Origin of the sequence: Massilia aerilata (assembly GCF_042656905.1) — a bacterium.
Taxonomy (GTDB): domain Bacteria; phylum Pseudomonadota; class Gammaproteobacteria; order Burkholderiales; family Burkholderiaceae_D; genus Telluria; species Telluria aerilata.
Window position 1 is genome coordinate 1 of record NZ_JBHSMZ010000024.1, and the last position, 14,120, is coordinate 14,120.

The following is a 14,120-nucleotide window of genomic DNA, read 5'->3' on the forward strand; positions in this document are numbered from 1 at the left end:
TGCTTTACACTTCCACTTTGGCACATCTGATGCCGTTTCGGGTGGGGGCGTCCATCCCATTGCGAAGGTGTAAGGAGTGCCATTGGCACTCCTCACCCCAAGTTCTGCATGCGTTAACGAAACGTGAACAAACTTGGATTCCCGCCTGCGCGGGAATGACGGCATTAATTACTGCTTCGGCAATCCACCCAACAAGGCCGCCAGCTGCTGCTTCGGCTTCGCCTGCGCCACCGGCACGGCTTCCGCCGGGTCCTTGCGCGGCGCCGCGGCCGGCTCGTAGGGCTTGAGGAACCACGGATCGACCTTCTCGCGGCGCGGGGCGCCCGGACCGCGCGGACCGCGTTCGCTGCGCTCGCCACGATCGCTGCGTTCGAAGCTGCGCGACGAGTCGCTCTGGCGGCGTCCGCTGCTGCGGCCGTCGAAGCGCTCGCTGCTACCCGAGCGGCCCGGCGCGAAGCCGGTCAGCTCGCCGCGCGTGATGGTCTGCTTGATCAGCTTCTCGATGTCGACCAGCAGGCGCTCGTCCTTCTCGGAGTAGACCGACAGCGCGTCGCCGGTGGCGCCGGCGCGGCCGGTGCGGCCGATGCGGTGCACGTAATCCTCGGCGTTGTACGGCAGGTCGTAGTTGATCACGCAAGGCAGGTCGGTGATGTCGAGGCCGCGCGCGGCGACGTCGGTCGCGACCAGCACGTCGATCTCGCCCTTCTTGAAGGCGTCGAGCGCGGCGATGCGTTCCTGCTGGGTCTTGTCGCCGTGGATGGCGGAAGCCTTGATGCCGGCCTGCTCCAGGGCGCGCGACAAGCGCGAGGCGCCGATCTTGGTGTTCGAGAACACCAGCACCTGCTTCAGGTCGCGCGAGCGGATCAGGTGCAGCACCACCTCGGGCTTCTGCCCTTCCTCGACCTTGTACAGCACCTGGGTGATCGAGGTGTTGGTGGCATTGCTGCGCGCGACTTCGATGGTCAGCGGATCGGTCAGGAAGCTGGCGGCCAGCTTCTTGATCTCCGGCGAGAAGGTGGCCGAGAACATCAGGTTCTGGCGCTTCTTCGGCAGCAGGTTGATGATGCGCTGCAGGTCCGGCAGGAAGCCCATGTCGAGCATGCGGTCGGCTTCGTCCATCACCAGCATCTGCACTTGCGCCAGGCTGATGTTCTTCTGTTCGACGTGGTCGAGCAGGCGGCCCGGGGTCGCGATCACGATCTCGACGCCCTTGCGCAGGATTTCCGTCTGCGGCTTCATGTCCATGCCGCCGAAGACGACAGTGGAGCGCAGCGGGGTGTGCTGGGCGTAGGCCTTGACGTTCTCGGCGACCTGGATCGCCAGTTCGCGGGTCGGGGTCAGGACCAGCGCACGCACCGCGTGGCGGGCCGGCGACATGCTGGTGTTCGCATGCGGCAGCAGGTTCTGGATGATAGGCAGCGAGAAGCTCGCGGTCTTGCCGGTGCCGGTCTGGGCAGCGCCCATGACATCGCGGCCCTGCAGGACGACAGGAATCGCCTGGGCCTGGATCGGGGTCGGGTGGACATAGCCCTGGTCCGACAGCGCGCGCTGGATCTCAGGCGCCAGACCGAAATCGGCAAAACGCACGGTGGGTGCGCCGCCAGCATCATTGGTGGTCGTCGTTTCAGACATTTTTTCTTTCGGGCGTAATAAGAGTTGCGCTCTACGGCCAAAGCGGCCCTGGCATGGCCAACGCGGGAAACTCCGGAGGTACGGGACGCGCCGGGCGCGGCGTGAGCTGCGGTGGCGGCTTGGGCGGACGTAGAGATACTAAACCGCGCTCAATTTACCTCAAATCCACCCCTCTGTATATGAATTCCTGTACTTTCGACCTTTGTGTGCCATGTTTTTACGCAGTTTCTCTTAACATTCCTTTACCCGACTTTACAGTTACCACCCTCCTCCCCGCCCCGCCGTCGTCCGATAATTGATGCAATGCACTAAATTAAAGGGACTCCACCATGGTGGCCACCATCAGCAGCAACACCGTGTCGAACTGGGCGGACTCGGTCTACGCCAAGCTCGACACCAAGAACCAGGGCTATATCGAAAAATCCGACCTGCAGGACGCGCTGTCCAAGGTCGGCGGCCAGGGCGGCGGCGACGGCCAGGCGGTCGACATCGACGGCACCTTCGGCGCGCTCGACGGCGACAGCGACGGCAAGGTGACCAAGAGCGAACTCACCGATGCGATGACCAAGCTGGGCGACCAGCTCAACGCCCAGTTCGACGCCTCGCGCGTGGGCCGCGGCGGTCCGCCGCCCGGCAGCGACAACAGCGCCGGCACCGATGCCGCGGGCGCAACGAGCGGCAGCAGCGCCGCCGGCGGCATGGGCGGGACGGGCGCCGCCGCCGGCCCTCACGGCGCAGGCGGTCCGCACGGCGGCGGTGGCCGCGTCGGCGGCAGCGAGGAAGAGGACAGCCCGACCGACGGCACCAGCAGCACCAGCACCGACTACGTCGCAGCGGCCGACACCGACGGCGACGGCACCGTCAGCGACACCGAACAGGCGGCCTACGACAAGAAAGTGGCGAGCGGCCAGGCCGATGACAGTGGCGGCAGCGACCAGGCCGCGGGCGGCACGGAAAAAGCCGGCCGCCAGAAAGACCCGATGCGCGAACTGGCGCACGCACTCCATCTGTTGAAAGCGTATGCGGAGAACAGCGGCGGCAGCGATGGCTCGACGGCATCAACCAGCGATGCAGGCAGCACCACCGGCGTCAGTGTAGAAGCCTGATCGTCGCCCCCGCGCAGGCGGGGACGACGTGGCCATGCGAGAATGACGCTATGAAGTAATCAACCCGTGCTCATCCAGCACATCATGCAGCAGCTCCAGCCGGATCATCGGGTTATCCAGCATCAGCATGTGCTGCTTCTGCTGGTTCGGCAGCGGCAGCAGTTCGCACCAGCGGTTGGCGACCCAGCCGCAGTCGTCGAGGCGGAAGGGCGGCTGCACCGGCCAGCGGCTTTGCGGCACGTCGTGCAGCGAGGACAGCACGCGGTCGAGGGCGTCGGCCGCGCCCTTCAGGTCGGACGGGATGCGCACCGCGTGGTCGTCTTCCAGCAGTTCGGCCTCGGCCATCCACAGGCCGTTGCTGCGGCGCTCGCTGGCCAGCACCTGGAAGCGCGAGTTGCCGCGGCAGACCACCTGCAGCAGGCCCGGCGTCGAGGCCGTGGTGTCCTGCACCGAGGCCAGCGTTCCCGAAGCAACGAAGCGCTCCAGTCCCTGCGGGGTGCGCACCTCCTGCCCATGCGTCAGCAGCACCACGCCGAAAGGGCTGTCCTCGGTCAGGCAATGGCTGATCATGTCGAGGTAGCGCACCTCGAAGATCTGCAGCGGCAGCACGCCATCCGGAAACAGGACCGTGCTGAGCGGGAACAGCGGTAAGGAGATCGTGGCCATGCGCGCATCATGACAGATTCGCTTTGCGGGACGGAGCACGATTGCGTGGCGAACTCAGTCCTCCGGTCCCTGTAGCGGGAGGGTCCGCACGGCGTCGAACAAGGCGGACAAACGCCAGCGCAGCCGCGGCCAGCCGGGGTCGGGCTGCTCCCCCACCCGCACCGTTACCGCCGATGCCGGCGCGAGATCGCAGGCGAAGGGATAGGCGCCGGCCTGCTCGAAAGGCAGGCGCACTTCGCGCCCCGGCAGCACCAGCACCTGGCCGAACACGTGCGGCGCCAGGTCGCGGTTACGCAGCAGCAGCACGTCGCGCACGCCCAGCGTCAGGCGGACTTCGGCCGGCACCGGCGCAGGCGCTGGCTGGCCGCGCAGGACCGCCGCGCCGCGCGGGAACTCGAACAGGCGTTCGCGCGTCGGATAATGCAGCGGCGCCAGCGCGGCCCACAGCAGCGCGGCGCACAGGATAGCGGCCAGCGTCCATTGCAGGCGGCGCAGCAGGCTGCCGTGCGGCAGGGTTTGAACAGAATCGGGAGCGGGCATCGGCATCGTCGAATGGGTGCCGACATTGTAGCCGGGGCAACTTCGTGCGCCAAGGTCGGCCACTGCTGTGCGCCTTGCAAGGCCATGGCCGGGTATGATTTTGCCACCATGCCGCTTTCCGATGCTCCCGCCACACCCGCCCCGCAGCGCTACCCGGCATCCGTCCCGCTGCTGCTGGCCGCGCTGGTGTTCCTGGTGTCGCTGATCGTGACCTATGTGGTGGCCGACAAGGTCGAGCGCAGCGCCGAGAACGAACTCGAAGCCACCTTCGATTACCGCGTCCGCGATCTCGCCGCGGTCCTGGCGCGCCGCATGGCGGTGTACGAGCAGGTGCTGCAAGGTACGCGCGGCTTCCTGCGCGGCTCGATCGAGGTCAGCCAGGACGACTTCGCCGATTACTACGCCATCCTCAGGCTGAACGAACGCTATCCCGGCATCGAGGCGATCGGCATCGCCACCATCATCCCGCCCGCGCGGCTCGAGGCGCACGTCGCCGCGATGCGCGCCGCCGGCTTTTCAGGCTACGAGGTCAAGCCGCCCGGCCCGCGCGACTTCATCACCTCGGTCACCCACATCCAGCCCTTCGGCGGCCGCAACCTGCGCGCCTTCGGCTACGACATGTTCAGCGAACCGGTGCGGCGCGCGGCGATGGAGGCGGCGCGCGACACCGGCGCGGCCGTCGCCACCGGCCGCGTCACGCTGGTGCAGGAAGGCGCGCGCAACGTGCAGTCGGGCTTCCTGATGTACGTGCCGGTCTACCGCCGCGGCATGTCGCGCGCCACCGTGGCGGCGCGCCGCGCCGCGATCAGCGGCTGGGTCTACGCGCCCTTCCGCATGAACGACCTGATGCGCGGCCTGGGCGGCGAGCACGCCAGCGACCTCGAGGTCGCGGTCTACGACGGCAAGCAGGCCAGCGAGGACGAGCTGCTGTACCGCTCGCCCGGCGCGCGGCCGCCCGCCAGCCGCGCGATGCTTTCGCGCACCGAGACGATGGACACCGCCGCCCGTACCTGGACCATGGTGATCCGCTCCGCGCCGCAGCTCGAGGCCACGCTCGACAAGCGCCCCACCGCCGCGATCGCCGCGACCGGGATCGGCCTGGGCCTGCTGCTCAGCCTCGTGGTGTGGCTGCTGGCCACCGAGCGCCGCCGCGCGCTGCAGCTGGCGGGCGGCATGACGCTCGAGCTGCGCGAATCGCGCGACCGCATCGACGCCGAGCGCCAGCGCATCCGCCTGATCCTGCAAAACGCCTACGACGCCTTCCTGGCGATCGGCGCGGACGGCCGCGTCACCGACTGGAACGCGCAGGCCGCCATGCTGTTCGGCTGGAGCGAGGAAGAAGCGCTGGGACGCGAAGCCGTCGAGCTGATCACCGCGCCCGAATGGCGCCCGCGCTGGCGCGCGCACTTCGCGGCCTTCCATGCGCGCGGCGAATGCGAACTGCTGGCCGCCCCCACCGAGATCCTGCTGGCGGACCGCCATGGCCGCGCGCTGCCGGTCGAGATCGCGGTCACCGCCCTGCCCTCGAACGGCGGCTTCGCTGCCGTCGCCTTCGTGCGCGACATCCGGCCGCGCAAGGTGCAGGAAGAGCGCGAGCGCCAGCGCCAGGTGCGGCTCGACGAAGCGCGCACCGCGCTGCTGCGCTCGCAGAAGCTGGAGGCGGTGGGCAAGCTCACGGGCGGGGTCGCGCACGACTTCAACAACATCCTGCACATCATCAGCGTCAACGTGCAGCTCATGATGCGCAACGATGAAGGCAGCCGCAAGCGCCTGCTCAGCATCATGGACGCGGTGGAACGCGGAAAGAAGCTGGCCGCGCAGCTGCTGGCCTTTGCGCGCCGCCAGCCGCTGCACCCGAGCGTGGTCGACCTGGCGCAGCTGATCGAACGCATGGACAGCCTGCTGCACCGCGCCGCCGGCGACGCCATCCAGATCCGCTTCGACATCGCCGACCGGCTGTGGCACACGCTGGTCGACCCGAACCAGCTGGAGAACGTGCTGCTCAACCTGGTGATCAATGCGCGCGACGCCATGAACAACGAAGGCCGCATCACGATCGCGCTCGACAACATCCACGTCGAGGAAGGCGACGCGCTGGCGATCACCAACATACGGCCGGGCGACTACGTGAGGATCGCCGTCACCGACACCGGCAGCGGCATGCCGCCGGAAGTCGCGGAGCGCGCCTTCGAACCCTTCTTCACCACCAAGCCGGAGGGCAAGGGCACCGGCCTCGGACTGTCGATGGCGCATGGCTTCGTGAAGCAGAGCGGCGGCCATATCCGCCTGGCGAGCACGCTGGGCGAAGGCACGACTGTGTGCGTGTTCCTGCCGCGCGCGCTGCAGGACAGGCCCGATCCGCTCTACATCCCGACCCCGCATTGAAGGAGGCATCGTGACGCCGCCGACCGTGCCCGTCGAGGGCTGGCGCTTCCTGCCGGACGGCTTCGAGCGCCGCGAAAGCAGCGGCATGGTGATCGAGAAAGGACAGCCGCGCTTAATTGCGCTTAATCGCGGATCAGGCGGCCTTGCTGGACCCGCACGCGGTCGCCGTTACCGAAGCGCGGACGGCCCTGCTCGGTGAAAGTGCGGTAGCCGCCCTTGGCCATGCGGACGCGGACGTCGGTGTAGGTGGCAGCGTGCATGTTGCGCTCGACGCGGTTGCCGGCGTAGGCGCCGCCGACCGCGCCGGCGATGGTGGCCAGGGTGCGGCCGTTGCCGCTGCCCACCTGGTTGCCGAGCAGGCCGCCGACCACGGCGCCGCCGCCGGCGCCCAGGCCGCTGGCGCGCTCTGCCGCGCGTTCATAGGTGCGGGTCGAGACCACGGTGCCGCAGTTCTGGCAATGGGCATTCGACGCTTTCTGGTGATGGTCCGGTGCGGCCTGGGCGGCCAGCGGTGCGGCGCCGGCGGCGGCAAAAGCGGCAACGAGGGCGAGACGGGCGCCGATGTTCGAGATCGTTTTCATGTTATTCCCCTTGGGTGTTGTTTTAATAGACATGGACACAGGGTAACGGCCATGGCTTGTTCCGGAAAGAGCGATTCCGTATCAAATGCAAGCGCTTGTAACAACGCCAATGCCCAAGGGATGCCAAATGCGCTGGCCGTAGCGGCAAGTGTGTCGCCGTTTCCGATTCTCGTGCAGCAGTTGACCGCCGGAAGTGGCGCAATTCCTTGACCCTGGCCGGGGCTTCCGCCTGCTGGACAGCGCCGAGCTGGCGGCCGCGCGCGAGACCGGGACAGGCCGGAAAGCCGGGGTGCCGCTGCGTATTCCCGGTCCATCGGCTCACCGGCGCCGCAGCATATGGAAAAACGCCCATTCGACATCGAGATCGAGATCGAACGCACCGCGCATGCCGAAGTGCTCGACCTGCCCCGTGCTCGAGATGTGCCAGCAGGTAGGCGTGATCGAGCACCGATAAGTTCCGGCGACCGCGAAAGCGCTTGAGAGGCCTCACGCCACGCAGCATTGGCCTCGCCATCCGGCCGCTCCCTGCCTAGACTTGAACGACATTCCGTTTGAAGGTCCGTCCAGGGAAAGAAGATGAACAAGACTTCGAAGACCGCGACCGCGCTCGGACTGGCGGCTGCCGTGCTCGCGGCTGTCTCCGTCTCGGCACACGACAATGCCAACGACAAGGGCAGGAACGACAGCTACGGCGAGCATCTGGTCAAGCTGGGCTACGCGCTGGTGCCGCCCGGCGTCAAGCTGAACCTGCAGGGCAAGAACCGCGCCCTGGTCGGCCTGGGCAGCTACGTCGTCAACACCAGCGGCTGCATCGACTGCCATAGCCATCCCTCGTATGCGCCGGGCGGGGACCCATTCCTGGGGCAACCCGAAGTGATCAACGCGCCGGAATACCTGTCGGGTGGACGCCAGTTCGGCCCGAAGCTCACCGCGCCCAACATCACGCCCGACTACGCCGGCAGGCCTGCCGGCCTCACGCGCCAGCAGTTCATCCAGACCCTGCGCACCGGGCACAATCCGAAAGATCCTCCCGGCGAGATCCTGCAGGTCATGCCCTGGCCGACCTTCGGCAAGAAGAGCGACGTCGACCTGGCGGCGATGTACGAATACCTGCGCGCGATTCCTTCGCTGCCGGACAATACCCATCCAGGACCCTAGCGCGAAGGCGTGGGCAGCCACGCCCCGGAGGGCGCAGCCGCGTGCGTTGATGGATGAAGATTAATGGACCGCAGGACGCGTTGCGCCCTTGCCCGCAGCAGCGCCAGCGATGGCGCCGGGCAGCTGGTATGCCTGCGCGGCCTTGTAGGTATCGTCGTATTCCTTGAAGCTGGCAATCTTGCCGCCGGCGATACGGAAGACGTGGCACCAGTCACCGCTGAACTCGGCGCCGGTTGCCTTGACGGTGAAGGTGGCGTGCCCCAGCACGACCACGCGGTCGCCCTGGCCGATGTACTGGTCCGGCTTGAATTCACGCGGCTCCTGACACTCGGCCAGCACGCGGAAGAAGTCGGATACCTGGCCCAGGCCACGGCGCTTGCCGGTGAACGGAATGCCTTCCACTTCCGGTAGATCCCACTCGATGTCCTGCGCAAGCAGGCCAAGCAGGCGTTGGATGTCGCCCTTGCCGTAGGCGTCATATGCCTGTTTTAGCAGGCTGATGTTTGCATCCATGATCTCCTCCATGATGTCGGATGATCGGACTTTCAGTATCGTTCGTGGGACTGAGATTGCAATGGTGGCCGGGAAATGGCGAGAGGGCCTGCATGGCCGGCATTGCAAGACATGCTGAGCGACAATCGGTCGAACTGTATGGCCAACCCGCATGCCAACACCTGCATCCGCTTCGTGCGTGCGCGAGTTTGCGCGTCGATGGATGACATTCCGGAATGAAACTATCACCTACCGATACGATCGTCCCGGCGGGCAAGCTCGGCGCCACTCCCGGTTCCATCCCATGTTCCTGATGTACCGCCGGCGACGCTGGCACGCGAAAAGGGGCTACGGAACACCGTAACCCCTTGAAGATGAAGCAAAGATATTGGTAGGCCTCCCCGGAGTCGAACCGGGCACCAACGGATTATGAGTCCGCTGCTCTAACCAGGCATGAGCTAGAGGCCCGAAACCTGAACTACGCGAGCGCACTAAAAACTCGCCACTTCCAGGCTGGCGGTGAAACACCGGAAACCCAAAGTGGCGAGAGGATATTGTTTTAAACAGAACCCGTCAAGGCTCAAGCAACAAGATCAGCTATTCCCCTCGAGGAAGCTCTTCAGCTTATCCGACCGCGAAGGATGCCGCAGCTTGCGCAGCGCCTTGGCCTCGATCTGGCGAATCCGCTCACGCGTGACGTCGAACTGCTTGCCGACCTCCTCCAGCGTATGGTCGGTCGACATCTCGATGCCGAAGCGCATGCGCAGCACCTTGGCCTCGCGCGGCGTCAGCGAATCCAGCACATCCTTGACCACACCACGCATCGAGGCATGCAAGGCCGCATCCGAAGGCGCCAGCGTGTTGTTGTCCTCGATGAAGTCGCCCAGGTGCGAATCGTCGTCGTCGCCGATCGGCGTCTCCATCGAAATCGGCTCTTTCGCGATCTTCATGATCTTCCGGATTTTGTCTTCCGGCATTTCCATCTTGATCGCGAGGGTGGCCGGATCGGGCTCGGCGCCGGTCTCCTGCAGGATCTGGCGCGAGATCCGGTTCATCTTGTTGATCGTTTCGATCATGTGCACCGGAATACGGATCGTGCGCGCCTGGTCCGCGATCGAACGGGTGATGGCCTGGCGGATCCACCACGTCGCATAGGTCGAGAATTTATAACCGCGACGGTATTCGAACTTGTCCACCGCCTTCATCAGGCCGATGTTGCCTTCCTGGATCAGGTCGAGGAATTGCAGGCCGCGGTTGGTGTACTTCTTCGCGATCGAAATCACCAGGCGCAGGTTGGCCTCGGTCATTTCGCGCTTGGCCTTGCGGGCCTTCATTTCACCGGCCGCCATCTGGCGGTTGATGTTGCGCAGGTCCGGCAGCGGCAGCACGACGCGCGCTTGCAGGTCGATCAGGCGTTGCTGCAGTTCCTTGATCGTCGGGATGTTGCGGCCGAGGATGGCGCTGTAGGCGTGGCCGGCGTTCACTTCGCCGTCGACCCATTCCAGGTTCGTCTCGTTGCCCGGGAAGACCTTGATGAAGTGGGCGCGCGGCATGCCGCAGCGGTTCACGGCCACGTCCAGGATCTGCTTCTCGATGTGGCGCACTTCGTCGACCTGGCCGCGCAGGGTGTCGCACAGCTTCTCGACCACCTTGGCCGTGAAGCGGATGCCCAGCAGTTCGTTGGAGATCGCTTCCTGGGCCTTGACGTAGTCCTTCGAGTTGTAGCCCTGCTTCTCGTAGGCGCGGCGCATCCTGTCGAACTGGTCGCCGATGAAGGCGAACTTCTCGAGGGCCGAATTCTTCAGCTGCTCGAGCTGCTCGGCGGAATAGCCTGCCGCGCCGCCGCCGGCGTTGGCTTCTTCTTCCTCTTCCTCTTCCTCGCCCTCTTCTTCCTCGTCTTCATCGTCGTCATCGGTCGAGGCCGGGGCGACCGCGGTCGGCGAGGTGTTCTCGTCCTCGTTCGGGTCGACCATGCCGTCGACGATTTCGTCGATCTTGATCTCGTCGTTCTCGATGCGGCGCGAGGCGTCGATGATCTCGGCGATGGTCACCGGACAGGCGGAGATCGCCTGGATCATGTCGCGCAGGCCGTCTTCGATGCGTTTCGCGATCTCGATCTCGCCTTCGCGGGTCAGCAGCTCGACCGAGCCCATTTCGCGCATGTACATGCGGACCGGGTCGGTGGTGCGGCCGAAGTCGGAGTCGACGGTCGACAGCGCGGCTTCCGCGGCGGCTTCGGCTTCGTCGTCGCTGGTGACGGTGGCGACATTGTCGGACAGCAGCAGGGTCTCGGCGTCGGGAGCGTGCTCGTAGACGGCAATGCCCATGTCGTTGAAGGTGCCGATGATGCCTTCGATCGCTTCCGGATCGACGATGTTGTCCGGCAGGTGGTCGTTGATCTCGGAATAGGTCAGGAAGCCGCGCTCCTTGCCCGACTTGATCAGGGCCTTGAGCTTGTTGCGGCGCACCTCGAGCTCTTCTTCGCTCGCTTCGGTGTCGGACGAGAACGCGTCTTTCAGCAGCGCCTTTTCCTTGGCCTTGCGGTCCTTGGCCTTGGCCTTGTCCGCGGCTTTCAGTTCGGCGCGCTCGACCGCGTTCAAGGCGGCGACTTCGTCGTTCTCGGGCGTGAATTCCTTGGGCTTGCGGCCTCGCCGCCCCGGTACTTTGACGGCCGGCAGCACATAGCCCGACGTGTCGATGGCGGCAAGTGCTTCCGCATCGGTCGTCTGGCTCACAGGCGCAACACCCGCGACGCGGGCTTCCGCCTTGTCTTGAGAATTGTCCGCCTTGGCGGACATCCTGGTGGATTTGGTAGCCACTTTGGGTTCGGGTTTCTTTGTTGGCACAGGCGCTTTCGAAGTCACAACGACGACTTTACTAGGTTAAAGATAAAGTTTTGTTACACGCTTTTACTGCCCTGCTAACTGAAACTCCACGCGCGCCTTGATACGAAAAACCGTTTCAAAGCTTGCAATAGTTAGCGTTTTATTATAGCACGCACCCCCGTATTTTCCAGTCGAGAACACCCGTGTCGCCGAGGGCACACATCAGGCGAATTTCGCGGGGGTATCGTTGGCGGCTTCCCGCATCAAGAGGTCCTGCTGTGCTGTGATTTCGCGATAGCGGGCGCTCACCTGATCTGGGGTCAGGCCAGAAGAAAACAACTGGTTCAACTCCTGTTTCAATGCATCCATCTTGATTTGCCGCACAGCACTTGTAATCCAGACACGGTCGGTATCGATATCCGATTCGGGCTCGGAAGCGATCTCCGCGACCAGGTGATCGAACTCGGTGCTGGCCTCCTTCAACTGCTGCGACAGCGCCGCGAAGCTGGCGTTCGCACCCAGCGCCTGGGCCTGTTCGACCAGCCAGCGCAGGCGGTCGGCCGGCTCGGCGCCGAAGTGGTCGAAGGCGCGCAGCGCGGCTTCGTCGAGGTCCAGCGCGATCGCCGGATGGGCCACCAGCATGCGCATGATCTGCAGTTCCAGGCCGACCGGCTCCGGCCGGCCCTGGCGCGGCGGCGCCTTGCGCGCGACCGATACCGGCTTGGACAGCTCGAACAGGGCTTCGATCTCCGCCGGGGTCGACTGGGTCATGCTGGCCAGGCCGCGCACGATCTGCAGGCGCAGCGCGGTCGGCGCCATGGCCTGCAGCAGCGGCTTGGCCTCGAACTGGGCGTGCGCCCTGCCCTCCGGCGTGTCGAGGTCGTGCTCCTGCGTGACTTCCCTTAACAGGAAGGAAGACAGCGGCATCGCCTCGTCGATCTCGCGGGCGAAGGCGTCGCCGCCGAATTCGCGCACATAGCTGTCCGGATCGTGTTCCTGCGGCAGGAACAGGAATTTGATGGTCTTGTCGTCCGACATTTGCGGCAAACAGGCTTCCAGCGCGCGGCGGGCGGCGCGGCGCCCGGCCTTGTCGCCGTCGAAGCTGAAGATCACGTGGTCGGTCTGGCGCAGCAGTTTTTGCACGTGGGTGCTGGTACAGGCCGTGCCCAGCGTCGCCACCGCCTGCGGGAAGCCGAGCTGGGCCAGCGCAACCACGTCCATATAGCCCTCGGTCACCAGCACGTAGCCGGCGTCGCGGATCGGCTGGCGCGCCTCGAACAGGCCGTACAGTTCCTGGCCCTTGTTGAACAGCGGGGTTTCCGGCGAGTTCAGGTATTTCGGTTCGCCGCCATCCATCACGCGGCCGCCAAAGCCGATCACCTGGCCCTTGGTGTTCCGGATCGGGAACATGACGCGTTCGCGGAAGCGGTCGTAGCGTTTCTTGTTGCCGCCGTCCTCGTCCACGCGGTCGATGACGAGACCGGACTCGACCAGCGCGACGGCTTCGTAGTCCTTGAACACCTGGCGCAGATTGTCCCAGCCGGCCGGCGCATAGCCCATGCCGAAGCGCGCCGCCACCTCGCCCGTCAGGCCGCGGCCCTTCAGGTAGGCGATCGCGTTGGGCGCCTGGCGCAGCTGGGCACGGTAGAAGTCGCAGGCCTGGTTCAGCGCGTCCGTCATCGCCAGCGACTGCGCCTGCTGGGCGGCGCGCTGGGCCGGCGGGATCTTGTCGTCCTGCTCCGGCACGACCATGCCGACGCCTTGCGCCAGGTCCTTGACCGCGTCGACGAAGCCCATGCCCGAGTATTCGATCAGGAAGCCGATCGAGGTGCCGTGCGCGCCGCAGCCGAAGCAGTGGTAGAACTGCTTGGTCGGGCTCACCGTGAAGCTGGGCGACTTTTCATTGTGAAAAGGGCACAGGCCCATGTAGTTGGCGCCGCCCTTTTTCAGCTGGACGTAGCGGCCGACCACATCGACGATGTCAACGCGGTTGAGCAGATCTGTAATGAATGATTGCGGAATCACTAGATAAATAACAGTGTTTGTCTAAACTCAGACTATACCGCAGCGCCCGCTAGCAATTGATTTATAGCAAGCAACAGGGCATCGCCACCCTGAATCGGAGAACGCCGACGCCGCTGTGGCAAGGATGCCCACAGCAGCGCCTGGCCGTTCCGGGTAAGACATCAGGCGCCCGACAGCGCCTTCTTCACCTGCGCCGACACGGCCGTCATGTCTGCGCGGCCAGCCAGCTTGGGCTTCAGGATGCCCATGACCTTGCCCATGTCCTGCGGACCGGCGGCGCCCGAGGCGGCGACGGCGGCGGCAACTTCGGCGGCAACTTCCTCGTCCGACAGGCCGGCCGGCATGTAGGTCGACAGGATGGCCAGCTCGGCCTTTTCGATATCCGCCAGGTCCTGGCGGCCGCCGGCTTCGAACTGGGTGATCGAATCCTTGCGTTGCTTGATCATCTTTTCAACGACGGCGGTGACCTGGGCATCGTCCAGCTCGATACGTTCGTCCACTTCCTTGCGCTTGATTTCGGCAAGGACGAGGCGGATGGTGGCCAGGCGTTCGCTTTCCTTGGCGCGCATCGCGTTCTTCATGTCGTCGGTCAGTTGTGCTTTCAAGCTCATGGATTCTCCGCGGTATTATTTTTGAAAAGGGAAAAAGGCAAAACCCGCTGCGGTATCGACCGGAGCGGGCTTCGACGTATTCAGGCCTCGAAAGCCGGG

At 65.3% G+C, this 14,120-nt stretch carries 11 protein-coding genes and 1 tRNA gene; 3 read left to right on the forward strand and 9 right to left on the reverse strand.

The features are described from left to right. Window positions 1–168: 168 nt before the first annotated feature. On the reverse strand, window positions 169–1,632 hold the full coding sequence (locus ACFPO9_RS23435; protein ID WP_379775633.1) for a DEAD/DEAH box helicase: 1,464 nt from the start codon (window positions 1,630–1,632) through the stop codon (window positions 169–171). 329 nt (window positions 1,633–1,961) lie between these two features. Here ACFPO9_RS23435 and ACFPO9_RS23440 point away from each other — a divergent pair, with 329 nt between their 5' ends. Beyond that, window positions 1,962–2,738, forward strand: coding sequence for an EF-hand domain-containing protein (locus ACFPO9_RS23440; protein ID WP_379775635.1), 777 nt, complete (start codon window positions 1,962–1,964; stop codon window positions 2,736–2,738). A 48-nt stretch (window positions 2,739–2,786) separates the two neighbouring features. On the opposite strand, the gene ACFPO9_RS23445 is transcribed toward ACFPO9_RS23440, so the two are convergent. After that, window positions 2,787–3,404: an LON peptidase substrate-binding domain-containing protein gene (locus ACFPO9_RS23445; RefSeq protein WP_230019746.1), complete on the reverse strand. Its 618-nt coding sequence runs from the start codon at window positions 3,402–3,404 to the stop codon at window positions 2,787–2,789. Window positions 3,405–3,458: 54 nt separating this feature from the next. Continuing rightward, window positions 3,459–3,944 carry a cupredoxin domain-containing protein gene (locus tag ACFPO9_RS23450; protein ID WP_379775637.1) on the reverse strand — a complete coding sequence of 162 codons (486 nt, stop codon included), beginning with the start codon at window positions 3,942–3,944 and terminating at the stop codon, window positions 3,459–3,461. A 108-nt stretch (window positions 3,945–4,052) separates the two neighbouring features. Between ACFPO9_RS23450 and ACFPO9_RS23455 the strand changes: the two genes are divergently transcribed. After that, window positions 4,053–6,329 (forward strand): CHASE domain-containing protein, encoded by a 2,277-nt coding sequence (locus ACFPO9_RS23455; RefSeq protein ID WP_379775639.1) that lies wholly within the window; start codon window positions 4,053–4,055, stop codon window positions 6,327–6,329. A 122-nt stretch (window positions 6,330–6,451) separates the two neighbouring features. On the opposite strand, the gene ACFPO9_RS23460 is transcribed toward ACFPO9_RS23455, so the two are convergent. Beyond that, a complete protein-coding gene (locus ACFPO9_RS23460; RefSeq protein WP_379775642.1) occupies window positions 6,452–6,910 on the reverse strand; it encodes a glycine zipper 2TM domain-containing protein in 459 nt (152 codons plus the stop codon). A 576-nt stretch (window positions 6,911–7,486) separates the two neighbouring features. Here ACFPO9_RS23460 and ACFPO9_RS23465 point away from each other — a divergent pair. Beyond that, window positions 7,487–8,068, forward strand: a complete 582-nt coding sequence (locus ACFPO9_RS23465; RefSeq protein ID WP_379775645.1) for a hypothetical protein — start codon at window positions 7,487–7,489, stop codon at window positions 8,066–8,068. 60 nt (window positions 8,069–8,128) lie between these two features. Here ACFPO9_RS23465 and ACFPO9_RS23470 read toward each other — a convergent pair whose 3' ends face one another. The 5 genes from ACFPO9_RS23470 to ACFPO9_RS23490 all read right to left on the reverse strand — a co-directional run bounded on the left by ACFPO9_RS23470 (window position 8,129) and on the right by ACFPO9_RS23490 (window position 14,021). Continuing rightward, window positions 8,129–8,581 carry a nuclear transport factor 2 family protein gene (locus tag ACFPO9_RS23470; RefSeq protein ID WP_379775647.1) on the reverse strand — a complete coding sequence of 151 codons (453 nt, stop codon included), beginning with the start codon at window positions 8,579–8,581 and terminating at the stop codon, window positions 8,129–8,131. Window positions 8,582–8,949: 368 nt separating this feature from the next. Beyond that, a tRNA-Ile gene (locus tag ACFPO9_RS23475) sits at window positions 8,950–9,028 on the reverse strand. Window positions 9,029–9,153: 125 nt separating this feature from the next. Then, entirely contained in the window at window positions 9,154–11,358 is a 2,205-nt protein-coding gene (rpoD, locus tag ACFPO9_RS23480; protein ID WP_379776546.1) for an RNA polymerase sigma factor RpoD, read from the reverse strand. Between the two features lie 249 nt (window positions 11,359–11,607). Beyond that, window positions 11,608–13,410 carry a DNA primase gene (gene dnaG, locus ACFPO9_RS23485; RefSeq protein ID WP_379775649.1) on the reverse strand — a complete coding sequence of 601 codons (1,803 nt, stop codon included), beginning with the start codon at window positions 13,408–13,410 and terminating at the stop codon, window positions 11,608–11,610. Between the two features lie 161 nt (window positions 13,411–13,571). Continuing rightward, on the reverse strand, window positions 13,572–14,021 hold the full coding sequence (locus ACFPO9_RS23490) for a GatB/YqeY domain-containing protein (RefSeq protein ID WP_379775651.1): 450 nt from the start codon (window positions 14,019–14,021) through the stop codon (window positions 13,572–13,574). Between the last annotated feature and the right edge of the window lie 99 nt (window positions 14,022–14,120).

What these genes read in the sequence shown, in the direction of transcription:
- ACFPO9_RS23470 (WP_379775647.1), bottom strand. Translation starts at nt 8,581, where the DNA reads ATGGATGCAAACATCAGCCTGCTAAAACAGGCATATGACGCCTACGGC.
- ACFPO9_RS23455 (WP_379775639.1), top strand. Translation starts at nt 4,053, where the DNA reads ATGCCGCTTTCCGATGCTCCCGCCACACCCGCCCCGCAGCGCTACCCG.
- rpoD (WP_379776546.1), bottom strand. Translation starts at nt 11,358, where the DNA reads ATGTCCGCCAAGGCGGACAATTCTCAAGACAAGGCGGAAGCCCGCGTC.
- ACFPO9_RS23435 (WP_379775633.1), bottom strand. Translation starts at nt 1,632, where the DNA reads ATGTCTGAAACGACGACCACCAATGATGCTGGCGGCGCACCCACCGTG.
- ACFPO9_RS23445 (WP_230019746.1), bottom strand. Translation starts at nt 3,404, where the DNA reads ATGGCCACGATCTCCTTACCGCTGTTCCCGCTCAGCACGGTCCTGTTT.
- ACFPO9_RS23460 (WP_379775642.1), bottom strand. Translation starts at nt 6,910, where the DNA reads ATGAAAACGATCTCGAACATCGGCGCCCGTCTCGCCCTCGTTGCCGCT.
- ACFPO9_RS23465 (WP_379775645.1), top strand. Translation starts at nt 7,487, where the DNA reads ATGAACAAGACTTCGAAGACCGCGACCGCGCTCGGACTGGCGGCTGCC.
- ACFPO9_RS23450 (WP_379775637.1), bottom strand. Translation starts at nt 3,944, where the DNA reads ATGCCCGCTCCCGATTCTGTTCAAACCCTGCCGCACGGCAGCCTGCTG.
- ACFPO9_RS23440 (WP_379775635.1), top strand. Translation starts at nt 1,962, where the DNA reads ATGGTGGCCACCATCAGCAGCAACACCGTGTCGAACTGGGCGGACTCG.
- ACFPO9_RS23490 (WP_379775651.1), bottom strand. Translation starts at nt 14,021, where the DNA reads ATGAGCTTGAAAGCACAACTGACCGACGACATGAAGAACGCGATGCGC.